Source organism: Corynebacterium tuberculostearicum, assembly GCF_022347385.1.
Taxonomy (GTDB): domain Bacteria; phylum Actinomycetota; class Actinomycetes; order Mycobacteriales; family Mycobacteriaceae; genus Corynebacterium; species Corynebacterium tuberculostearicum_M.
The window spans coordinates 110,704-128,661 of the sequence record NZ_JAKRDT010000001.1; the positions used below are offsets into that span (position 1 = coordinate 110,704).

At 58.6% G+C, this 17,958-nt stretch carries 18 protein-coding genes; 15 read left to right on the forward strand and 3 right to left on the reverse strand.

Going from position 1 to position 17,958, the window contains the following annotated elements; all coding sequences use genetic code 11:
- Positions 1 to 38 precede the first annotated feature (38 nt).
- On the forward strand, positions 39 to 1,694 hold the full coding sequence (gene ffh, locus MHK00_RS00520; RefSeq protein ID WP_250410021.1) for a signal recognition particle protein: 1,656 nt from the start codon (positions 39 to 41) through the stop codon (positions 1,692 to 1,694).
- A 150-nt stretch (positions 1,695 to 1,844) separates the two neighbouring features.
- Here the strand turns inward: ffh and MHK00_RS00525 are convergent, their stop codons facing one another.
- A complete protein-coding gene (locus MHK00_RS00525) occupies positions 1,845 to 4,112 on the reverse strand; it encodes an acyltransferase family protein (protein ID WP_250410022.1) in 2,268 nt (755 codons plus the stop codon).
- A gap of 353 nt (positions 4,113 to 4,465) precedes the next feature.
- Here MHK00_RS00525 and rpsP point away from each other — a divergent pair, with 353 nt between their 5' ends.
- Positions 4,466 to 4,981 carry a 30S ribosomal protein S16 gene (rpsP, locus tag MHK00_RS00530; RefSeq protein ID WP_005325261.1) on the forward strand — a complete coding sequence of 172 codons (516 nt, stop codon included), beginning with the start codon at positions 4,466 to 4,468 and terminating at the stop codon, positions 4,979 to 4,981.
- 220 nt (positions 4,982 to 5,201) lie between these two features.
- Here rpsP and MHK00_RS00535 read toward each other — a convergent pair whose 3' ends face one another.
- Together MHK00_RS00535 and MHK00_RS00540 are read right to left on the reverse strand one after the other, a co-directional pair.
- A complete protein-coding gene (locus tag MHK00_RS00535) occupies positions 5,202 to 5,888 on the reverse strand; it encodes a TetR/AcrR family transcriptional regulator (protein ID WP_250410023.1) in 687 nt (228 codons plus the stop codon).
- 38 nt (positions 5,889 to 5,926) lie between these two features.
- Positions 5,927 to 6,331, reverse strand: a complete 405-nt coding sequence (locus tag MHK00_RS00540) for a cupin domain-containing protein (RefSeq protein ID WP_084771662.1) — start codon at positions 6,329 to 6,331, stop codon at positions 5,927 to 5,929.
- Between the two features lie 106 nt (positions 6,332 to 6,437).
- Between MHK00_RS00540 and rimM the strand changes: the two genes are divergently transcribed.
- From rimM to dprA, 13 genes are all read left to right on the forward strand, one after another.
- Entirely contained in the window at positions 6,438 to 6,935 is a 498-nt protein-coding gene (gene rimM / locus MHK00_RS00545; RefSeq protein ID WP_250410024.1) for a ribosome maturation factor RimM, read from the forward strand.
- The gene (gene trmD, locus MHK00_RS00550) at positions 6,932 to 7,804 is read left to right on the forward strand and encodes a tRNA (guanosine(37)-N1)-methyltransferase TrmD (RefSeq protein WP_250410025.1); all 873 of its coding nucleotides are present in this window, start codon (positions 6,932 to 6,934) and stop codon (positions 7,802 to 7,804) included. The genes rimM and trmD overlap by 4 nt, the downstream gene beginning before the upstream one ends.
- Positions 7,804 to 8,178, forward strand: a complete 375-nt coding sequence (locus tag MHK00_RS00555) for a hypothetical protein (RefSeq protein WP_250408294.1) — start codon at positions 7,804 to 7,806, stop codon at positions 8,176 to 8,178. Before trmD ends, MHK00_RS00555 begins: the two co-directional genes overlap by 1 nt.
- Positions 8,179 to 8,298: 120 nt before the next feature.
- A complete protein-coding gene (locus tag MHK00_RS00560) occupies positions 8,299 to 8,937 on the forward strand; it encodes a hypothetical protein (protein WP_250410026.1) in 639 nt (212 codons plus the stop codon).
- Positions 8,938 to 9,083: 146 nt separating this feature from the next.
- Positions 9,084 to 11,420, forward strand: coding sequence for a Tex family protein (locus MHK00_RS00565; protein WP_250410027.1), 2,337 nt, complete (start codon positions 9,084 to 9,086; stop codon positions 11,418 to 11,420).
- Positions 11,421 to 11,594: 174 nt separating this feature from the next.
- Positions 11,595 to 11,939, forward strand: coding sequence for a 50S ribosomal protein L19 (gene rplS / locus MHK00_RS00570; RefSeq protein WP_005325245.1), 345 nt, complete (start codon positions 11,595 to 11,597; stop codon positions 11,937 to 11,939).
- Positions 11,940 to 12,122: 183 nt separating this feature from the next.
- The gene (lepB, locus tag MHK00_RS00575; RefSeq protein WP_250410028.1) at positions 12,123 to 12,926 is read left to right on the forward strand and encodes a signal peptidase I; all 804 of its coding nucleotides are present in this window, start codon (positions 12,123 to 12,125) and stop codon (positions 12,924 to 12,926) included.
- Entirely contained in the window at positions 12,904 to 13,641 is a 738-nt protein-coding gene (lepB, locus tag MHK00_RS00580; RefSeq protein ID WP_250410029.1) for a signal peptidase I, read from the forward strand. The genes lepB (MHK00_RS00575) and lepB (MHK00_RS00580) overlap by 23 nt, the downstream gene beginning before the upstream one ends.
- Positions 13,628 to 14,269 carry a ribonuclease HII gene (locus MHK00_RS00585; RefSeq protein ID WP_250410030.1) on the forward strand — a complete coding sequence of 214 codons (642 nt, stop codon included), beginning with the start codon at positions 13,628 to 13,630 and terminating at the stop codon, positions 14,267 to 14,269. Before lepB (MHK00_RS00580) ends, MHK00_RS00585 begins: the two co-directional genes overlap by 14 nt.
- A 62-nt stretch (positions 14,270 to 14,331) precedes the next feature.
- On the forward strand, positions 14,332 to 14,637 hold the full coding sequence (locus MHK00_RS00590) for a DUF2469 domain-containing protein (RefSeq protein ID WP_005325239.1): 306 nt from the start codon (positions 14,332 to 14,334) through the stop codon (positions 14,635 to 14,637).
- A gap of 170 nt (positions 14,638 to 14,807) precedes the next feature.
- Positions 14,808 to 15,206, forward strand: a complete 399-nt coding sequence (locus MHK00_RS00595; protein ID WP_250410031.1) for a YraN family protein — start codon at positions 14,808 to 14,810, stop codon at positions 15,204 to 15,206.
- Positions 15,193 to 16,755: a YifB family Mg chelatase-like AAA ATPase gene (locus tag MHK00_RS00600; RefSeq protein ID WP_250410032.1), complete on the forward strand. Its 1,563-nt coding sequence runs from the start codon at positions 15,193 to 15,195 to the stop codon at positions 16,753 to 16,755. The genes MHK00_RS00595 and MHK00_RS00600 overlap by 14 nt, the downstream gene beginning before the upstream one ends.
- Positions 16,752 to 17,933, forward strand: coding sequence for a DNA-processing protein DprA (dprA, locus tag MHK00_RS00605; protein ID WP_150850565.1), 1,182 nt, complete (start codon positions 16,752 to 16,754; stop codon positions 17,931 to 17,933). The genes MHK00_RS00600 and dprA overlap by 4 nt, the downstream gene beginning before the upstream one ends.
- The last annotated feature ends 25 nt before the right edge of the window (positions 17,934 to 17,958 follow it).

The following is a 17,958-nucleotide window of genomic DNA, read 5'->3' on the forward strand; positions in this document are numbered from 1 at the left end:
AACTTTAGATCGATCTAAATTAAGGGAGCGCATCCGTAGTGTTTGACTCACTATCAGACCGCCTACAGTCAGCCCTGGCGGGCCTGCGCGGTAAGGGCAAACTGACCGAGGCTGATATCAATGCCACCGCTCGCGAGATCCGCCTCGCGCTGCTGGAAGCCGACGTGTCTTTGACCGTCGTCCGTGGCTTTATCAAGCGCATCAAGGAACGCGCCCGTGGCGCGGAAGTCTCTGAGGCGCTCAACCCGGCGCAGCAGGTAGTCAAGATCGTCAATGAGGAGCTCATTGAGATCCTGGGTGGCGAAACTCGCCGCCTGAACCTGGCTAAGAACCCGCCGACGGTGATCATGCTTGCCGGCCTGCAGGGTGCTGGTAAAACCACCCTGGCCGGTAAGTTGGCCAAGCACCTGGCTAAGCAGGGCCATACCCCGATGCTGGTGGCCTGTGACTTGCAGCGTCCAGGCGCGGTGCAGCAGCTGCAAATCGTCGGCGAGCGCGCTGAGGTGCCGACCTTCGCACCGGATCCGGGAACCTCCCTGGACTCCAACGAGCATGAAATGGGTACCTCGCACGGGGACCCGGTGGACGTCGCCAAGCAGGGCATTGCTGAGGCCAAGCAGAAGCAGCACGATGTGGTCATCATCGATACCGCAGGCCGCTTGGGCATAGATGAGACTCTGATGACCCAGGCGCGCAATATCCGCGATGCCGTCAACCCGGACGAAGTCCTCTTTGTCATCGACTCCATGATCGGCCAGGATGCCGTGCAGACGGCCGAGGCCTTCCGCGATGGCGTGGACTTTACCGGCGTTGTTCTCACCAAGCTGGACGGTGACGCCCGCGGTGGTGCGGCCCTGTCCATCCGTGAGGTCACCGGCAAGCCCATCATGTACGCCTCTACCGGTGAGAAGCTCGATGATTTCGATGTCTTCCACCCGGAGCGCATGTCCAGCCGCATTCTGGGCATGGGTGATTTGCTCTCCCTTATCGAGCAGGCTGAAGCAACCCTGGACCACCAGAAAGCTGAGGAGGCAGCCTCTAAGCTGGGCTCTGGCGAGCTGACGCTCAATGACTTCCTTGAGCAGATGCTGATGATCCGCAAGATGGGCCCCATCGGCAACCTGCTGAAGATGATGCCCGGCGGCAAGCAGATGAATGAAATGGCCGCCATGGTGGATGAAAAGCAGCTGGACCGCATCCAGGCGATCATTCGCGGTATGACGCCGCAGGAGCGCGAGGATCCGAAGATTCTCAATGCTTCGCGCCGCAAGCGCATTGCAAATGGTTCTGGTGTCAGCGTTTCCGAGGTCAACCAGCTTATTGAGCGCTTCAACCAGGCTAAGAAAATGATGTCCAAGATGGCCGGCCAATTCGGCATGGGCGGCATGGGTGGTCGCTCCGCTACCAAGAAGAAGCCCAAGGGTCGCAAAGGCAAGAATGGCAAGCGAAAGAAGGGCAAAGGCGGCGGTGGCAACCGTGGCCCGAAGATGCCGGGCGGTATGCCGGGCATGGGCGGAATGCCAGGAATGCCCGGTGGCGGCGGCATGCCGTCCATGGAGGAGCTGCAAAAGCTCCAGCAGCAAATGGGCGGCGGCGGTGGCATGCCGGGCGGTATGCCTGGCATGCCGAAGATGCCAAAGGGAATGGAAAATATCGACCTCGATAACCTGGACTTTGGCAAGGGCAAAAAGTAGTGTTCCCCAGCCTTAAGGCATAAAGAAGGAGGCTTCCGCGTTGCTGCGGGAGCCTCCTTCTTATACGCTTGCCGACGCCGCCCTAAGCCCCAGCGCGCCTTCGCATGAGGCGCCTTCGCCCTCGGGGCTTGTGCACGACCGAGCTATGGCCTAGACGGCATCGTCTTGTGCAGCGTTGGGGTAGGGGACGGGGTTGGCATGCTGCTTGCCGGCGTTGGTAGGTGCTGCGGGTGCTTGCTCTACGGCTCCTGCAGCCTGCTCCGGTGGAATATCCGGGGCTTCCTGCTGGACTTTTTCCCCGTTGAGGAAGGGCTTTAGGGCCTCGCGAATCATCGGCATTGCTGATTCCGCAAAAGCGTTGGTGATGTGGTGCATGTCGCGGTAGACCATCGTATTGCCGATGATGACCGGGCAGTCACCATTGGCATCGCAGAACCACGGAGCGGTATCGATCGAGAGCATATTCTGGTACTTCGACAGCACGACTGCACCGGGGTCATAAGGCTGGTAGACCTGCTCAAAGCGCATGCCGCAGCCGTAGGCATCTTCAGTAGCGACGTAGCACTCATCAAACTCGCGTGGACGGCCTTCTTCGTCGAATCCCCACGGGTTATCGCGGAAGCCCAAGAAGGGAATATCGCGTTCGGCCAATTCCTCCCAGAATGCCTGGTAGCCGGCGGGCACGGCATCGGGGCCGGTGCCAAATTCATTTTGCGGGCGAGTGGTATTTGAGATAACCAAGGCCGGGTTCGCCTCTTCGATGCGATCCATGACCAGCTTGCCCCACTCGGCACACTCTGGGGTCACGGTGACATCGTCACCCAATTCAATCGGGCATCCCTGGCGCAGCAGCGGTACCAGCTTAAAGCCCATTTCCTTGCCTAAGCGGTCCAGCGGGGCAGAATACTGCTCCGCGTGGGAACCGCCCACCAAATAGACTTCCTTCTCTGCGTTGAGGTCACCGAAAATGCAGGGGGTCTTTCCATCCTTGCGGGTTTCGAAGAAGAAGTCAGCAGGCTGGCTATCTGGCACGAAGCACCAATTTGTCGCTACTGGTGGCTGGATTCCGCCGGCCAGAATCGGATCAGGCTTGACCTCCACGTTATCCGGCGGGGTGATGTCGTTGATGAACGTCGTTGCGCCGGGGTAGAGGGCAGGATCCAAAAGCTCCGCATCAGCATCATCAAGGGTGCGCATCCACAGTGGCTGGATAGCCAAGAGGCCGACAACAGCCGCAGCGACTACGACGCCGCCCACACCGCGGGCGGCACCGGCGGGTTTCTGCAAGGTCGAAAGGCCCTTACGTACCGGCAGATCCTCGACCGTGGGGCGCTTGCGATGCTGGCGCAGGGGCTTTTCCAAAAAGCGGTGCGTGAGGTCCGCCAACACTAGCGAAATGACGATAATGATGACGCCCAACCACCACGACGGGGTTTCTTGACCCAGGTAGGAGGTGGACAAAATGAGCAATGGCCAGTGCCACAGGTAGAGCGGGTAGGCTACATCGCCCAGCCAGCGCGCCTGCTTGGAGGCCATGGCCTTGGAAATTTTGCCACCGCCGCCCAATATAATGAGCACGGCGCCGCCTAGTGGCAAGAGGGAAAGCGGGCCAGGATACGCAGTGGTATCCGCGATGATGGCACCAGTAAAGATGAGCATCAGAAGGCCCAGGCCGGTAAAGAGGTCATAGAGGCGGGCTGGAATCTTCCAGGAGGAACCGTAGATGGCCAAGACCGCGCCCAAGGTCAACTCCCAAGCGCGTGACCAGGTGGAATAGTAGTTCTCCGGAGTTCCGTAGAGGCCGTGGCGCGAAGCATAGGCGAAGGAGGCGATGGTGACCACGATGAGGATCGGGCCAGCAATCTGGTTGACCGTGGGGAAGCTGCGCTTGCCCAAAGGCTGCTGCTTCGGCCGGAACTTCATGATGGCAGCCAAGATGAGCGCGAAGGCAATGCCCATGATGTAGAACTGACCCTGCACGGCCATGGACCACATGTGCTGCAGCGGTGAGGTATCAGCCGCGGCCGCCGTGTAGTCGGCGTTTTGTTCCGCTAGCTCCCAGTTCTGGTAGTACAGCATGGTGGCTGTAATCTGCTGGGTGAGCTCGGTGCGCATGAGCTGCGGGGTGAAAACGCGCACCAGAATGTAGGTCACGCCGATGACCAAAACCAAGCTTGGTACCAGGCGCCGCAAGGTTCGCCAGATAGGCCACCATGGGTTCAGGGAGGCGTTGGGCTTGTTTGCGTAGCGCAGCTGGGAGCCCAAGAAGAAGTAGCCGGATAGCAGCAGGAATACGTCGACGCCGCCGGATACGCGTCCGACGAATACGTGGTAGATAACTACTAGGCCGATGGCAATACCGCGCAGACCATCAAGGTCATAGCGGTACCGGAAATTTCGCGGTGATTCTTTAGTCATAAACTGTCTTTTCGTGCGCCTATGCCCGGATGGTGGGGCGGAAGGCACGCCATACATATGAAACGAAATGTCTATATTCGGCCCTTAAGGGTACTCTGCTTAACTATCGCAGGCATAACGAACCTGCGTGCGTGGCGTAGTAATTTTTGAAAATGCAGCTGCTCGCGCTAAAATATCCCAGGTTATCTACTCGGATATTCTGAGCTAGATAAACTGAAGAACGTAATATTCTGCGTAGCACCGTTCCCGTCTACGGTCGGCCGGTATGTCACGCGCAGATAAAATCCAAGGGTTGAACCGGCGCACAACCTAGTGCGCGTCTGTACTGCCCAGTGACTAGTAAAGGAGCCAACATGGCTGTCAAGATCAAGCTGCAGCGCCTGGGCAAGGTCCGCGCTGCTGAGTACCGCGTTGTTATTGCTGATGCCCGCACCCGTCGTAACGGCAAGGTCATCGAGAACATCGGCATCTACCACCCGAAGGAAGAGCCTTCCCTCATCCAGATCGATTCCGAGCGTGCACAGCACTGGCTGTCCGTTGGCGCACAGCCAACCGAGCCGGTTCTCGCTCTGCTGAAGGTCACCGGTGACTGGCAGAAGCACAAGGGTCTGCCGGGCGCAGAGGGCACCCTGAAGGTTGCTGAGGAGAAGAAGTCCAAGCTGGAGATCTTCAACGAGGCACTGGCTGAGGCTAACAACGGCCCGACCATCGAGGCCATCACCGAAAAGAAGAAGAAGGCCAAGGAAGAGGCTGAGAAGAAGGCTGCTGAGGAAGCTGCTGCTGCAGAGGCTGCCGCTGCTGCCGCCGGCGAAGCTGACGCTGAGGCCGAGGAGAAGGCTGAGGAAGCTTCCGAGGAATCCGCAGAGTAATCTGCCTCCCTTGCTAAGCGCAAAGCGCTTCTAGCTTCGGGCCCCGCCGCTGCGATCACTGGTCGTAGTAGCGGGGCTTTTATAGTTTGGAGGGAAGAACGCTGGCACACGATAGCGACCGCGCATTCTAGTCCTTGACGGGGCTGCGTGCGCGGTCGCTACTGGCAGTGACGCGCTAGGAAACGTGCGTCATCCATGTCGGGGATAGGCCAGTTCGCCCTTAGTTCTGTGGCTTGTAGTTGGAATAGCGGCTGTAGACGTTAGAGGGATCCTTAAAGTCCATGCCGCGCAGGGCGCCTGCAACAACCGGAGTGAAAAGCTCGAGGATCTGCTCGCGTGGAAGCTGCGACATAGGGCCGTTGATGGCAAGCACGGTAAATCCATGAATAGCCGACCAGGCCAGCAGAGCATTTTGCAGGAAATACGTAGGCTCAGTGGTATTGTCCAGTGCTTCGGCGTGGCGGGACAACAGGGCAAAGAAATCGCGAATCTGCTGTAGGTGATCCATCTTCGGATCATCTTCCGTATTGGGATCGACGCCAAGCATGAAACGCAGTGCCTTCCACTCCAGCATGCAGCGGAAGAAATTGGTCTCATCCAAGGCAAACTCGAGGTAAGCGTAACCAATTTGCATAAGGTGCTCTGGAAAATCTAGGCCCTCTGCAGTCTCGGTAGTCTCGTGTAAACGCCGGACCAACTCATCGGTGGCAAGTTCGGCGACCTTGTCGTGCAGTTCTTCTTGGTCCTTGAAGTGGCGGTATGCGGAGGTAGGGGACACTCCTGCTTCGCGGGTTACCGCACGAACGGTAATTGCTTCGGGGCCGCTTCTTTTGCCTAGTTGAACAGCGATACGGAGCAGCTCATCGTGGAGGTTTCCATGATGGTAGGGCTTATTGTGCGTTTCCATAAAACTCATTTTATCACCAAAACTTATGCTTGTATAAATTATTTGGTTAGCATGGTGAGTAGCAAAATTGCGGGGGTAGAAGGGTTGCCGCTCTCGCTTGTAGCCTCGACCTTATGCACTTCATATGCAGGAAGGTGCACGATAGAGCCGGGGGTGAGCGTGATGGTTTCACTGCCGTAGCTGAAGTCAAGCTCACCGCGCAGCGCCTGCACGGTGATGGGATGTGCGGCCTTATGGTCGGGCAGGGACTGTCCAGGTGCAAAGCTAAAGAGAATGAGGTTGGCACCATCGGCGCTCAAGACGCGCTGTACGCCTGGGCGCGGGCGGTGCGGATCGGTATCAGGCGCGATGTCCAGCAGGTTTAGTGCGGACATTACGGAATCCTCGCCTGAATGAGAAGCTGCGCCAAACGTGTCCGGGGAGTTGGTGGGTAGATCGCTCATGAACCCACTTTAACGACAATGAGACTCAAATTCTGGGTTTGCTTTCCACAGCGCCAAAATTCGTGACTGACAAGGGCAAAGAGGTCTGTGTTGTAGACTTTCCGCTATGGAATTGATGATTGGTCGCGTGATTAAATCGCACGGCGTGAAAGGTGAAGTCGTAGTAGAAGCCACTACGGATGAACCGGAGGTGCGCTTTGCGGTAGGGGAAGTTCTTCATGGCACGCAGGGCAAGAAGGAGCACACACTAACTATCAAGGCGGTCCGGAGCCATAAGGGAAGGCTGCTCGTTACCTTTGAAGAGATCAAAGACCGAACAGTGGCGGATAGCCTACGCGGTACCAAGTTCTTTGCCGCTCCGCTCGACAGTGATGATGATGGCTTTTATGACCATGAGCTGGAAGGGCTCCGCGTACTTCTGGAAGGCGAGGAGATCGGTGAGGTCACATCGGTCATCCACGGCGGAAGCCAGGATTTGTTGGAGGTAAAACTCGACAACAACAAGGAGGCGCTCATTCCCTTCGTGCATGCCATTGTTCCTGAGGTGAACCTTGAGGCCGGAACGTGCACCATCGATCCGCCGGAAGGATTGCTTGACCTATGAGGCTTGACGTCATCACCATCTTTCCGGAGTACCTCGACCCGTTACGGCATGCGCTTTTGGGGAAGGCCATCGAACAAGGTCGCCTTGAAGTAGGTGTGCACGATTTGCGGCAGTGGGCTACGGATGCGCATAAGTCTGTCGATGACTCGCCGTTCGGTGGTGGCCCCGGCATGGTTATGAAGCCAGAAGTTTGGGGGCCGGCGCTCGATAGCGTCGCCGCGCGGGAAAGTGCGCCCAATCTAGAGTCTGCGTTGCCACACCTAAACCGTCCGCGCCACGATGAATTAGAAGGGGTAGAGGCACAAGCCTATGCGGTTGATGCCACGGCCGATGAGGATAGCGACCTTCCACTGCTTATCGTGCCGACGCCGACGGGAAAACCGTTTAGCCAAGCAGATGCGCGGGCGTGGTCCAATGAGGAGCACATTGTTTTTGCCTGCGGGCGTTATGAGGGCATCGATCAGCGCGTGGTGGATGACGCCGCTCGGCGCTACCGTGTGCGCGAGGTTTCCATCGGCGATTATGTGCTGATCGGTGGGGAAGTGGCAACGTTGGTGATTGCTGAGGCTGTGGTGCGACTCATCCCCGGTGTGCTGGGAAATAAGCGCTCTCATGAGGAAGATTCTTTTTCTGATGGTCTCTTGGAAGGCCCGAGCTATACCAAGCCGCGAGAGTGGCGTGGCCTAGCCGTGCCGGACGTGCTCACCTCGGGAAACCACGGTTTGGTAGACACATGGCGGAGGGAACAGGCTTTGCTGCGCACGTGGCAACGTCGTCCCGAACTTTTGGAGGCGGCTGAGCTCGATAAGGACGACAAGGCCTTCATCGCGCAGTTGGAACAAGAAGCCAGCACACAGGGTGAAGGCTAATGGAGGTGAGCGCTGACCTCTCGGTACTCCTAGTAACCCAGGAGTGGGAGAATAGCATCGAAGCTTTGCCAGAGACGCTGCGGGCACGGGGCTTTGAGCCGCTAAGCATTTTCGCTCTCCTGGTAGCGGAGGAGTGCACTGAAAGCAGCCCGCTAGCGCAGGAATATCGCTTCAGATTCGGCCAGTGGCCACAAGGAATTCCGGTGTGGCGGCTCATCGTAAATGGAGAGGCCACGCAGCCGCTGGCCGCAGTGGCTTCCTTGGTAGCAGACTGCTTGCCGCCGGCAGCCTCGTGGGTGGGCAGTGCGGAAATCGGTTTTACGGAGATGGGGCTTGGTGCCCCGGCGGTGTGGCGGACGGATTCTGGGTTATAAGCGGAATTTGGAAAATTATTTAGCGCTTTTTCATGCCTACACTGCAGCGCATATTCCTTCTAGGGTTATAGTAAAGGGGACATCCCTCCAGATTCCTATTCCCAAGGTGGTCCCTTAAATATGACGGCTCCCAACGGCAATAACTACGGTGGATATAACCAACAGCCGCCCCAGTACAATCAGCAGTATTATTCCCAGCCGCAGCAAAGCGGTGGCGTAGGTGGCGCCACGATCGCCGCGATTATCGCAGCCATTGTGGCGGTCATCGCGGTGGCAGCCATGGTCATCATGTTCGTGACCAATAACAAGGACGATGCATCGACTAGCGCGGCCGCCGATAGTCAATTCCAGCAGGCTGATGCCAATAGCGGCTCCGGCTCCGGATCTAGCAAGCACTCCGGTTCCGCGTCCAAGGACGATGCTGAGGATGAGGATGAAGATTCCAGCCCGGTCACGGTGACCAAGACCAAGGACGCCCCAGCACCAGCGCCGGCGCAGGCAGCGTCTTCTGGCAGCAGCAATGGGCACTCTTGGAGTGACTTCACTAGCTACTATGCAGCCACCAGCAAGACCTCCAGCGGCTTTGCCAGCAACGTCTATACCGCGTTTATGAATAACTGGGTCGCTGGCGGCGGAACCGGCGCTACCTTGAGTGTCTACTCGCCGGCCACAGGTGGTACCTACACCATGTACTGCTCCGGTAGCTCTTCGCGCGTTTCCTGCTCCGGCGGTGATAACGCCCGCGTGGTTATCTACTAAGAACGCACTACGGCAACCTCCTTTCCTTACTGGGGAAAGGAGGTTTTGTGCGTCTTGGGGGCGTCGGCAAGCGAAGGCAGTAGAGGGGCCGTGCGGTAAATTGGGTGGGTCTAATCCCTAACCTCGAGAAAGAGTGAGGAGACCACGTGAATATTGCGGCCACTATCGCCGCCGAGCTCAACGTCAAGGAATCGCAGGTTTCTACCGCGTTGCAGCTGCTTGCGGAGGGCAATACAGTGCCCTTTATCGCTCGCTACCGCAAGGAGGCCACCGGTGGGCTGGATGACTCCCAGCTGCGCACCATTGAAGAGCGCGCGAACTATCTAAAGGAACTACAGGAGCGCAAGGAGACCATCCTTGCGGCGATTGAAGAGCAGGGCAAGCTTGGCGACGCCCTCAAGGAGCAAATCCTTGCCTGCGAGACCAAGGCGCGCCTGGAGGACCTGTACCTGCCGTATAAGAAGCGCCGCAAAACCAAGGCCGATATTGCCCGCGAAGCCGGCCTTGAGGAGCTGACCGATAAGCTCATTGCGGATCCCAACGCCACTCCAGAAGAGTTGGCACAGGCCTTTATCACCGAGGGCTTTGAAGACACCAAGAAGGCCCTCGACGGCGCCCGGGCCATCTTGGTAGACCGCTTCGCGCTCGACGCGGATCTGGTGGGTGAAGTACGCGAGCGTATGTTCACTGAAGGCTCCATGGGCGCCCACGTTGTTGAGGGCAAGGAAGCCGACGGTGCGAAGTTTAAGGATTACTTCGATTTCAACGAGCCCTTCCACAAGCTGCCTTCGCACCGCATCTTGGCGCTGCTGCGTGGCGAGAATGAGGGAGTGCTGCAGCTGCAACTAGATGCCGGCGATGACGCCGATTACGAGGATGTAATCGCCTCCCGCTTCGAGCTGGATCGCTCCTCCAAGTGGCTTGCCGACGCCGTCCATTGGGGCTGGCGCACCAAGCTCTATATTTCCTCCAGCCTGGACGTTCGCATGCGGCTGAAAGAGATTGCGGAGGAAGGCGCGCTGAAGATCTTTGCCACCAATCTGCGCGACGTGCTGCTCGCGGCACCTGCTGGCCAACGTTCCACCATCGGCTTGGATCCGGGTTACCGCAATGGTGTGAAGTGCGCGGTAGTGGACAAAACCGGCAAGGTGCTCGACACCGCCATTGTCTACCCGCATCAGCCGCAAAATCAGTGGAGTCAAGCAGTTCAGACGCTGTCGACCCTGTGCGCCAAGCATTCTGTAGACCTTATGGCCATCGGCAACGGCACCGCCTCCCGCGAGACCGAGAAGCTTGCTCAGGAAATTGCGGACCTAATTAAACAGGCCGGCGGCCAGCGACCCACGCCCGTCGTGGTTTCCGAGTCCGGCGCCTCGGTCTATTCCGCCTCGCCGCTTGCGGCGGAGGAATTTCCCGACATGGATGTCTCACTGCGCGGCGCGGTTTCCATCGCTCGCCGCTTGCAGGATCCTTTGGCTGAGTTGGTCAAGATCGATCCGAAGGCCATTGGTGTGGGGCAGTACCAGCACGACGTTAACCAGACGGCGCTCGCCCGCACCCTCGATGGCGTCGTGGAAAGTGCGGTAAACGGCGTGGGCGTAGATCTCAATACCGCTTCCGTCCCGCTGCTTGAGCGCGTAGCGGGCGTCAATTCCACTATCGCCACCAATATTGTGGCCTACCGCAATGAACACGGTTCTTTTGCTTCCCGCAAGGAACTGAAGAAGGTACCGCGTCTGGGGCCTAAGGCCTTCGAGCAGTCTGCAGGCTTCCTCCGTATTAACGGCGGCACCGATCCGCTGGATTCCTCTGCCGTGCACCCAGAGGCCTATCCTGTCGTCTCCCGCATCGCGGAGAAGACGGGCCTGGGGATTTCTGAACTTATTGGCAATACCCGCGTACTCAGCACGCTTGCGCCAGCAGACTTTGCAGACGAGACTTTCGGCATTCCTACGGTGACCGATATCATCGCCGAGCTGGATAAACCCGGACGCGACCCGCGCCCTGAGTTCAAGACCGCCACCTTTAAAGAAGGCGTACATAAAGTCTCCGATCTCACCCCGGGCATGATTCTTGAGGGCACGGTGACAAACGTGGCGGCATTTGGCGCCTTCGTGGATGTCGGAGTCCATCAGGATGGCCTCGTCCACGTTTCTGCCATGAGCCACAAGTTTGTCTCCGATCCGCACGAGGTCGTGCGCTCTGGCCAGGTGGTCAAGGTGAAGGTCATGGAGGTTGATGTGGAGCGCCAGCGCATCGGTCTCTCCCTCCGCTTGGATGATGAACCGGGGCAGCCGGCTCCGAAGCGCCGCGGTGATTCCCCACGGGGTTCCGCCAAGTCTGGCGGCAGGGGAGAAGGAAAGCGCTCTGGCCACAAATCTGGGCGCGGATCCCGGAATGGCTCGCGCGGCCGCACGGGTAGGGCAGGTAGCGCCGGCGGTGGCGGAGCTATGGCCGATGCTCTGAAGAAGGCAGGCTTCTAGATGCCTCCCACCGCGGTGACAAATCCTGGGCGGGGCAAGCAAGCTTGCGATATGAGAATTTGTTTCCGGCTGGCGTATGTGGAAAAATTGTGCACCGTTCTATGTAACGGGCACGAACCGGTTAGGCAGTACGCCGCTAGGGTCCTCTGTCCCAAACTGAAAAGGAATATTGGCATGTCCAACATTATTGACAAGGTCGATGCAGCACAGCTGCGCGACGATATCCCGTCCTTCCGCCCAGGCGATACCCTCGACGTTAACGTAAAGGTTATCGAGGGCAACAACGAGCGTGCACAGCTCTTCAAGGGCATCTGCATCCGTCGCCAGGGCTCCGGCATCCGTGAGACCTTCACTGTTCGTAAGGTTTCCTTCGGTATCGGCGTTGAGCGTACCTTCCCGGTTCACTCCCCGAACCTGGAGTCCATCAAGGTCTCCCGCCGTGGCCGCGTCCGCCGTGCGAAGCTCTACTACCTGCGTGATCTGCGCGGCAAGAAGGCTCGCATCAAGGAGCGTCGCTAGTACTAGCGCGCTGCGCGCCAGCTTCCCCTTGCACCCAACTGTGGGTGCAAGGGGATTTTTAATGCCCAACTGCGCTTATTTCAAAGTTAGAAGCATGATCTAAACGGAAAGTTCACTGTGAATCCCCCTGCAGCGAGGGGGATAAGACCGGAAACGGTGCGTGGGGTTGCTAGGATCTAGCGCGTGAATAAAGACAGCATCTCGCAGGAACAGCCGCCAGAAGGCGAGGGGGCCCACCCAGTACAGGGCGACGCCACTCAGCAAAGCAAAGAGGCGACTAAGAAGAAAGAAATGCCGTGGCTGCTGGAAACCCTTCTGGTAGTGGCGACGGTTCTCGTGATCGTCGGACTATTCCAGAACTTTATCGGCCGGCAGTATGTGATCCCATCGGGTTCGATGGAGCCGACACTGCATGGCTGCGAGGGCTGCACAAATGACCGTATCTTTACGGAAAAGATCTCCTATTACGGCGATGGAGAGCCTGAACCAGGCGATGTTGTCGTATTTAAGGGCACCGAGGACTGGAATTCCAGCTATGTCTCGCCGCGCTCGTCCAACCCGGTCATTCATGGCGTGCAGGATGCGTTGAGCTTCGTATCTTTGACACCACCAGATGAAAACACCTTGGTCAAGCGTGTGGTCGCTACCGGCGGACAGACGGTGTCCTGCCAGGAGGGCGATCCTGCAGTCATGGTAGATGGCAAACCCATCGAGCAAGACTATGTGCAAGACCCGCCTACGTACCCGGTAGATGAGTCGACCGGCTCGGAGGCCTGTGGTGGTCCGTACTTCGGTCCCGTCGAGGTCCCAGAGGACAATATCTGGGTGATGGGCGATAACCGTACCGCTTCGGCCGATTCGCGCTACCACATGACCGATAAGTTCCACGGCACGGTTCCAGTAGAAAACGTCCGCGGCAAGGTGAAATTTGTATTCTGGCCGTTTACCCGCATTGGTGGGGTCGATGACCCGGACATTCAGGAATAAGCCTTCCTCCCAACGCCTGCGCACTCGGGATTTTCTCATCCCCGTGGTGGCAGGCTTTGTCCTGCTGGTGCTCCTGCAGGCGCTGGTGGGGCGGATGTATGTCATTCCTTCTGCTTCGATGGAACCGACCCTGCACGGGTGTGCCGGCTGCAAAAATGATCGCATTGCCGTGCAAAAGGTCAGCTACTACTTCACGGACCCCAAGCCCGGGGAGGTGGTGGTTTTTGAAGGGCCCGAGTCGTGGAATAACGAGTTTGAGGTCAATCGCTCGCGCAATATTTTTGTACGCGGCGCGCAGAACGCTTTGGCAGCCGTAGGTCTGCTTCCCAATGGGGAAAATATCCTGGTAAAGCGCGTCATTGCTACCGGCGGGCAGACGGTGAGCTGTCAGGCAGGCGACCCCGCGGTCATGGTGGACGGAAAGCCCATTGACCAATCCTTCGTCCTCGATCCGCCGGAGATTCCCGTAGACCCCAGCGTGGGCTCGCAGGAGTGCGGCGGCGAGTATTTTGGCCCGGTCACCGTCCCCGAGGGAAGCCTTTGGGTGATGGGTGATAATCGCACCAACTCCCTCGATTCCCGTGCGCACTTGGGCGACCACCTGCAGGGCACCGTGCCGGTAGACAACGTCCGCGGGCGCGTCGAGGCCGTCATTTTGCCGCTTTCGCGTTGGGGCGGGGTGCAACACCCGGAAATCTCGCATGCGGCGGCTTAAACAGCGACGCACCTACGAGGTCGCTTTGAACAAGGCCGGTTTAGGCCCGGTAGCCGGCGTGGATGAGGCTGGGCGCGGCGCCTGCTGTGGACCAATTACCATCGCAGCCTGCGTCATGCCCGATCGTCCGATCAAGGAGTTGGCGGAGCTTACAGATTCAAAGAAGCTCACTCCCAAACAGCGCGAGAAGCTTTTTCCACTCATTAAAGACAAGGCTGTGGACTGGTCTGTGGTGCACATAGGTGCGGGGGACATCGATAAGCGCGGCATCCAACACGCCAATATTTCCGGCATGCGCAGGGCGGTTGCGCGCCTGGAGGCACCTCCGGGCTATGTGCTTACCGACGCCCTCTTTATCCCCGGCCTCACTCAACCCCACCTGCCCATCATCGGTGGCGATGCGGCCGCACGGTGCATTGCCGCGGCGAGTGTATTGGCCAAAGTCAGCCGCGACCACCTGATGCACGAGCTGGATGCGCGGTACCCCGGCTACGGGTTAGGCAGCCATAAGGGGTACGGAACCAAGGCGCATGAGGCCGCAATTGCGGCGCTTGGAGCGTGCCCGGAGCACCGGATGAGCTATGAGAATGTCCGCCGCGCTCATGCGGAGTTTGCCGCGCGTGCCTAGCTAAAATCTAGCCTTTCTCGCGCTAAGCTATAGCGAGCTAACCCACAACCTGGAGGTCCACCGTGAGTGCAGAGGAACTCGATAACTACGAGGCTGAGGTAGAGCTGTCCCTCTACCGCGAGTACCGGGACGTTGTCAGCCAGTTTTCCTATGTCGTTGAAACTGAGCGGCGCTTTTATCTGGCTAATGCGGTAGAGCTCATTCCGCATACCTCTGGGCCTGATGTCTACTACGAGGTGCGCATGTCTGATGCTTGGGTATGGGATATGTACCGCTCCGCGCGCTTTGTGCGCTACGTCCGCGTTATTACATACAAGGATGTCAATATCGAGGAGCTGGATAAGCCGGAATTCATGATGCCGGAATAACTTTGTCAAGACGGCGCACACAGCGCCGCGCCCTAGCTGTGGATAACAGAGGTGCAGAGCCTGGTTATCCACAGCTAGGGCCTTTTTGCTACTGCGTCCCTTGTATAAGCCTTGCCAACTGCGGTGTTCTGTGCTGGCCAATGAATTTCCCAACGCACAAGGAAACCGCAATGCACTTTAATTCAGAACACCGCTTGGCCACGAAGAAGCCTCGCCATAAACAAGTCTTAGGCAAAAGGGGAGAGGCCTTCGCAGCGCGCTATCTGCGCGAGCGCGGAGCAGAAATCATCGCTGCCAACGTCTCTTATCGGGTGGGAGAAATCGACCTCATCGCCCGGGAACCTAACGGAACCATCGTCTTTGTTGAGGTAAAGACCCGCGCCAATTCTAGCTACGGGGTAGCTGAGGCCGTAACCCCGCAGAAGCTCGCGCGCCTGCGTAAAGCCGCGGCGCAGTGGCTCGACGGAAGGCCACTGTCTGAGGTGCGATTCGACGTCATTGCCTTGGTCGCGCGCGGGCAGGGGTTTGCGCTGGAACACTTCAAGGCGGTCGAAGATGGCTCTAGGTAATTGTTTGACCATGTCCCTCAATGGAGTCCTAGCTCAGTTGGTTGAGGTAGAAGCAAACGTTGGCCATGGGCTGCCAGGGATACACGTTGTAGGCCAGACGGATACCGCAATCTCCGAATCCCGGGACCGGATCAGGACCGCAGCCTTTAATTCCCATCTTCCCTGGCCCAAGACCAAAGTGGTGGTCTCCATGTCCCCGGCTTCGCTTCCCAAATCCGGGTCCCACTTTGACCTACCCATAGCGCTTGCGATCCTCGCGGCACAGGCGGAGGCCGACTTCCCGTCTTATGGCAGTACTCCCTCGCCCGCCCAACGTCTCCAGCGCACCTTGGTCCTGGGCGAGCTCGGTCTCGACGGCTCCGTTCGGTCTGTAGCAGGCATTATCCCCGCTCTTCTCGCCGCACGGGAACAGGGAATAACAACTCTTATCGTTCCGCCTGGCAATGCCGCAGAGGCCACATTGGTGCCGGACATGGACGTACTCGTTGCGTCGTCGTTGAAGGAAGCCTTCAGCTGGGCTTGCAGTAACCGTGGGCTGCCGCAGGCTGGAAGCTTTTCGGGGTCGCTCAGCCCCGCGCCTGCGGCGGCGTCGCGACTCGACTTTAGCGATATCGCTGGTCAATCCAATGCCAAATGGGCTGCCGAGGTTGCTGCTGCCGGCGGCCACCACTTGATGATGATCGGGCCGCCTGGGTCTGGAAAGTCCATGATCGCCTCGCGTCTGCCCACCATCCTGCCTACGCTTACCCCAGATCAGCAGATAGAAACCACTGCGATTCATTCGCTAACCGGAACTCCAGGTGAGGTTATCGAACGCGCCCCATTCATTGCCCCGCATGCCTCGGTAACTCGGGCCGCATTACTTGGCGGCGGTTCCGGTCATCCGCGACCTGGTGCGGTGAGCTTGGCTCACAATGGTGTGCTCTTTCTCGACGAGGCCAGTGAAGTAGCCGCGCCGGTACTCGATGGATTGCGTGCACCGCTGGAGGAAGGACACGTGCGGTTGGCGCGCTCGCGCCGCGAGGTTACCTATCCTGCTCGCTTCCAACTGGTCATGGCGGCAAACCCGTGCAGGTGTGCGGCCGAAGACCCGTCCAAGTGCAGGTGCAATCCGCATGAACGCATGAACTATCTATCCAACCTCTCCGGTCCGCTGCGAGACCGTCTGGATATGGTGGTCACGCTAACGGGGCAGGCGGCAACTATTAACGCGGAGGGAGAAGAGGAATCCGCAGTTATCGCCGAGCGCGTCGCCGCGGCCCGTGAACGTGCCGCCGCGCGCTGGTGGGCGGATGGCATCACCGCGCGCACCAATGGGGAAGTGCCTTCGTCCTATTTGCGCCGAAAGAGGCCAGCCGCCGAAGCCGCGATGGTAATGCTGTCCGCTTATTTGGCAGATGGCGAAATATCCCAGCGCGGAGTGGACCGCGTATTGAAGCTCTCCTGGACCCTGGCGGATCTAGCAGGAAAGGCGCAGCCGGACCTGGATGAAGTGGGGCGCGCGCTCGATCTGCGCGGCTCAATTAATGTAGGGAGGCTCGCGGCATGAGCGAACTCGACCTCTCTACTCCGTATGCGACCTGGGTATACCTCAACCGAGTGGTGGAAGGCCCCTCTGCTGCTCTGCAGGCCTTGCTAACGCAGTACCCAGCAGAGGAAATCGCCCACGGAATCTATCACCGTGCTGACTGGATTGGTCCGCTTTTGGCGCGCACGGCCTCTCGCTATGACTGGTTGCGGCAAGCCGAAGACATGGCGGCAGCCGAAAGGGTCGGGGCACGGCTCATTACGGCAGAAAGCCCAGAGTGGCCCACAGAAGAGTTTGACTCTGCATTCGGCTTCTATCAGCACAGCGGGGAGGCCCCAGCTACTTTTGATGACCAAGCATTGCCACCGCATAGCCTGTGGGTGCGCGGTGCGCCATTGCAGGCAGAGGTTGCTCAAGCTGTGGCCATCGTCGGTACTCGTGCTATTTCTCGCTATGGCTGGCAGGCCACCCACAACGTCGTGTCCGGATTGGTTCAGCATGAATGGACTCCAATATCTGGCGGCGCGCTGGGAGTGGATACCGTCGCGCACGAAACAGCGTTGCACAACAACGGGCGCACGGTAGCTATAGCAGCGTGTGGCATCGATAGGGATTACCCAGCCCGCAATGCCAACTTATTTGCCAAGATTGCAGATAACGGCTGCATCGTTTCTGAATTCGCACCGGAAACCGCGCCGAAGCGCCACAGGTTCTTAACACGCAATCGCTTAGTGGCAGCATTGAGCCACGGCACGGTCGTTATGGAGGCGGCATTTCGATCGGGCGCATTGAACACCCTCAACTGGGCAGAAGCGCTTGGGCGCGTTGCGATGGCGGTGCCCGGGCCGATAACTACTAGCGGTTCGTTGGGCTGCCACCAGCGCATTCAAGAAGGCCGCGCACAGTTGGTTACCAGTGCTGATGAAATTCGCGCTCTAGTAAGTCGCGCCGGGGAAGTGGACCCAGGCGCACAGTACGAAATCAATTTTGCGGCAACCATGACCCAACGCCTCTCCCGCAATGAGTTGCGCGTGTTTGACGCGACGCCACCGCTAGGACAGGAGAAAGCAACGGCAGAAGACATTGCGCGCGAAGCGGGATTCCGTTTACCGCTGACAGTTCACTTACTACTGGCACTGGAAAAGATGTGCGTTGTCGTCCGCCATGGCAATACCTGGGCGCGCCGGGAAACGGAATAAATGGCACCTGCGTAGGGCGAGTACA